The organism is Pseudomonas citronellolis (genome assembly GCF_029335315.1).
GTDB classification, from domain to species: domain Bacteria; phylum Pseudomonadota; class Gammaproteobacteria; order Pseudomonadales; family Pseudomonadaceae; genus Pseudomonas; species Pseudomonas citronellolis_A.
Map to the genome: position 1 here is coordinate 1 of NZ_JARJLT010000266.1, position 3227 is coordinate 3227.

Here is a 3227-nt window from a genome sequence, read left to right on the forward strand (position 1 = left end):
GCGCCGCCGGCGTGTACGCCGAGGTGGTGGTCAAGCCGTTCAAGAAAGTCCTGCCGTAACGTGCAACTCGCGGCGCAGGGATGGCGCCGCCCGACCAGGCCAACCCTGGTCCCGCAACCTGGCCACGCGCGGACCGCGATGCCCGGCGGCTTATCAGCGTACAAGCGGTTCATCAGCGTACAAGGAGTTCCGATGTCCCCTCGTCATCTGCTGCCCCTGCTGTTCTGCCTGAGCCTGCCGCTCGCCGCCCTCGGCGAGGAACCCGGCGCCGATGCCGAAGTCGAAGCCGCCACGTCCGTCGCGCAGGAAGCGCCCGGCGACCCGCTGGCGCAACGCCTGGACGACCTCCAGCGACGCCTGGACGACAGCGAGAAACTGCGTGCCGACCTCACCGCCCAGTTGCAAGGCGCGGAGAGCGCCGTGGTGGGCCGCCTGCGCCAGGAAAACCAGCGCCTGAAACTGCAGCTGCGCGAGTTCCAGGCCCAACAACCGCCACGCCTGCTCAGCACCGAGCAGGCCTGGTTCGCGACGGGCGGCGGCATCGCCCTCGCCGCCTTCATCCTTGGCGCTCTGAGCCGCGGTCGCCGCCGCCAGCGCCGGGAGTGGATCAATTGAAAGAAGCCCGAGCATGAGTGAGCTGCTGCTGATCGACGACGACCGTGAATTGTGCGAACTGCTCTGCACCTGGCTCGCCCAGGAAGGCTTCAGCGTAAGAGCCAGCCATGATGGCGCCGAGGCCCGCGCGGCGCTGGCCGCGCGCACCCCGGACGCCGTGGTGCTGGACGTGATGCTGCCCGACGGCAGCGGCCTGGAGCTGCTCAAGCAGCTGCGCGGCGAACACCCGGACCTGCCGGTGCTGATGCTCTCCGCGCGCGGCGAGCCGCTGGACCGCATCCTCGGCCTGGAGCTGGGCGCCGACGACTACCTGGCCAAGCCCTGCGACCCCCGCGAACTGACCGCGCGGCTGCGCGCCGTGCTGCGCCGCAGCCACCCGGTGCAGCCCAGCGCCCAGATCGAGCTGGGCGACCTGAGCCTGAACCTGACCCGCGGCGTGGCCAGCATCGGCAGCCTGGAAGTCAGCCTGACGCTGTCGGAGAGCCGCATCCTCGAAGCCCTGCTGCGCCAGCCGGGCGAACCACTGGACAAACAGGCCCTGGCGCAGATCGCCCTGGGCCGCAAGCTGACCCTCTACGACCGCAGCCTGGACATGCACGTGAGCAACCTGCGCAAGAAGCTCGGCGCGCACCCCGACGGGCGTCCGCGCATCCTGGCCCTGCGCGGGCGCGGCTACTTCTACGCATCCTGACCCCGGACCGGGCCGAAAGGCCCGACATAGAGCGGTCTACGCAATCTTTACCGAAGCTTTACGCGGCCCTGACCGCCCTTGACCTTGCCATCCCTAGACTGGGCACATCCGGTTCAGAACCGGTCCACGAAAGGAGAAGTTTCCATGCGCAAGACCCTCACCGCCCTGATGTTCGCCGCCGCCCTGCCGACCCTGGCCATGGCCGCCACCCCGGCGCCGACCGACGCTCCGCCGCCCGCCGGCGCTCCGATGATGGACGGCCACGGCCCGCGCTTCCAGCACGGCGACCGCGGCGGCCCGATGCGCGAGCTGAACCTGACCCAGGAACAGCGCCAGCAGGTCGGCAAGCTGATGGGCGACTCCATGAAGGCTCGTCAGGAAATCACCGAGAAGTACCTGAGCAAGCTGTCGGCGGCCGACCGCAAGGCCATGCAGGACGAGTACAAGGCCAGCCACGACAAGACCCAGAAGGACATCCGCGCGCTGCTCACCCCGGAACAGCAGAAGAAATTCGACGAGCTCAAGACCAAGCGCGACCAGCGCAAGGCCGAATGGGCCGAGTTCCAGCAGTGGAAAGCGCAGAAGGATGGCAAACCCACCAACTGATAGCGCCAGTCGAGCGGGCGCCGGGCCAATCCCCGGCGCCTCGCCGCGACCGCGCCCCTGACCCGACACGGATATGCGACTGAACCGAACGACCATGCGCTCGCTTTTCTGGCGAATCCTCGCCGCTTTCTGGCTCGCCCTGCTGCTGGTCGCCGGCCTCTCCATCCTGCTCGGTCGCGCGTTGAACCAGGACACCTGGATCATCGCCCGCTACCCCGGCATGCACGACCTCGCCCGGCAATGGACCCAGCTCTACGAGAACCAGGGGCCCGACGCCGCGCAACAGTTGCTCGAACAGCGCCGCCATGACTACGACCTGTCCGTGCAGGTGCTCGATGAAAGCGGCCAGCGCCTGGTCGACGGCACCTACCTGCCGCGCCCGCCACGCCGCAACGACGGCAGCTTCGACCGCAAGGACCTGCCGCGCTTCCCCTGGCGCCAGCTCAGCCAGGAATACACCAGCCCGGAAAGCGACCACACCTACCTGTTCATCTACCGGATTCCCCACGGCGCCCTCGAGGCCTGGCACCGCAGCAGCCTGCTGTGGCCGCTCAGCGCGCTGGGCATCGCCCTGGTGGTGCTGACCATCTTCAGCCTGCTGCTGACGCTGTCCATCACCCGCCCGCTGAACCGCCTGCGCCGCGCCGTGCACGACCTCGGACAGACCACCTACCAGCAGGACAGCCTCGCCCGCCTCGCCCACCGCGGCGACGAACTCGGCGTGCTGGCCCGCGACTTCAACCGCATGGGCGCGCGCCTGCAACGCCTGATCAGCAGCCAGCGCCAGCTGTTGCGCGACGTGTCCCATGAGCTGCGTTCACCGCTGGCGCGCCTGCGCATCGCCCTGGCCCTGGCCGAGCGCGCCGGCCCGGAACAGCGCGCCAGCATGTGGCCGCGCCTGGAGCAGGAGTGCGATCGCCTGGAAGCGCTGATCGCCGAAATCCTCGCTCTCGCCCGCCTCGACGCCGACCCCGGTCCCACCAGCCACATCGAGCTGCTGCCGCTGCTCGAACGCCTGCGCGAAGACGCCCAGCTGCTGGCCCCGGAACAACACATCCAGCTGCGCATACCGGAAGGCCTGGCCATCGACGGCTGGCCGGACATGCTCGAACGCGCGCTGGACAACCTGCTGCGCAATGCCCTGCGCTTCAACCCGTCGAGCAAGCCGCTGGAAGTCGAAGCCGCGGTCGACGGCAACGTGCTGCACGTCAGCGTCCGCGACCACGGTCCGGGGGCCGACGCCGATCACCTGGCGCAACTGGGCGAGCCCTTCTACCGCGCACCGAACCAGGCCAGCCCCGGCCACGGCCTGGGC

The 3227-nt window shown here is 69.4% G+C and carries 4 protein-coding genes; all 4 read left to right on the forward strand.

Annotated elements, in window-relative coordinates:
• The first annotated feature begins 192 nt into the window (after positions 1-192).
• A complete protein-coding gene (locus P3W75_RS20045) occupies positions 193-615 on the forward strand; it encodes a translation initiation factor 2 (IF-2, GTPase) (protein WP_276229059.1) in 423 nt (140 codons plus the stop codon).
• Between the two features lie 13 nt (positions 616-628).
• Positions 629-1306, forward strand: coding sequence for a response regulator transcription factor (locus P3W75_RS20050; RefSeq protein WP_276229060.1), 678 nt, complete (start codon positions 629-631; stop codon positions 1304-1306).
• 144 nt (positions 1307-1450) lie between these two features.
• Positions 1451-1912 carry a Spy/CpxP family protein refolding chaperone gene (locus tag P3W75_RS20055; protein WP_276229061.1) on the forward strand — a complete coding sequence of 154 codons (462 nt, stop codon included), beginning with the start codon at positions 1451-1453 and terminating at the stop codon, positions 1910-1912.
• A 94-nt stretch (positions 1913-2006) separates the two neighbouring features.
• A partial coding sequence (locus tag P3W75_RS20060; RefSeq protein ID WP_276229062.1) for a sensor histidine kinase occupies positions 2007-3227 on the forward strand: 1221 nt, incomplete at its 3' end.